The organism is Vibrio sp. 811, assembly GCF_033339195.1.
Genome location: NZ_JAWOUB010000338.1, coordinates 1 through 747, shown reverse-complemented (window position 1 = coordinate 747; position 747 = coordinate 1). Strand labels below are relative to the sequence as shown.

The window sequence follows — 747 nt, the reverse complement described above, 5'->3', positions numbered from 1 at the left end:
TCACTCATTAACGACGCCAAGCGATCTCATTTCACGCCTATCTAGCGATCGACTCGCTATGTTGATTGCCGAAAAAGATCAAGCCGCAGAAGAGCTCTACCGAACCGTGCATGCCATGCTAGACATTTATCCATGGGAACGACGTGGCCTCAAAGGGCCAAAACCGACATTGTATTTACAAGACATCCTGACTTTCCCATTTACTTTAGAGCAGTTGGAAGAAAGCTATATTGAGGTAATGAAGAATGGAACTACTGCTTAGCAAAGTCACTGACGCAGGCATCGATCCTTCTTCTGTTTCTGGGGAAGAAGCCATCACGCTTTGGGAACATATCGGTCGACACATTGCGTCCACCAGCCGTGAAAAAGCACACTGCCTAGTTATCAGCGCAGAATACCGCCGCGAAATCAAACAGCTTTGTGACAGTATCGAAGAGCTTAGACAAGCATTAGAACTGCTCTCATTACCTGAGGATGTCGAAGATATACTGTCGGTCAAAGCAAGTTTAAGCGAACGCTTAGTTGAAGTTGGTGATTACAACTCTGCCCTCACCGAGTACATCGCTTCCACCAACATCGCAGTGGAATACGGTTTTATCGACGAATACGTTTTAGCGATCATTGGTATGGGCAACTTATGTGATGCTTATGGCGATCACAACCGTGCTCTACGTTACTACCAAAAGATCGACGCGATTGATCATGCCATTAGCAGTCGCTCACTTCGTTTGCGTTACAAACTGTATA

At 45.9% G+C, this 747-nt stretch carries 2 pseudogenes; both read left to right on the top strand.

Going from position 1 to position 747, the window contains the following annotated elements:
* Positions 1–262, top strand: a pseudogene (locus tag R7Q46_RS26735) (hypothetical protein); the annotation flags it as partial.
* Positions 246–747: pseudogene (locus R7Q46_RS26730) on the top strand (GGDEF domain-containing protein); the annotation flags it as partial. The pseudogenes R7Q46_RS26735 and R7Q46_RS26730, both read left to right, overlap by 17 nt.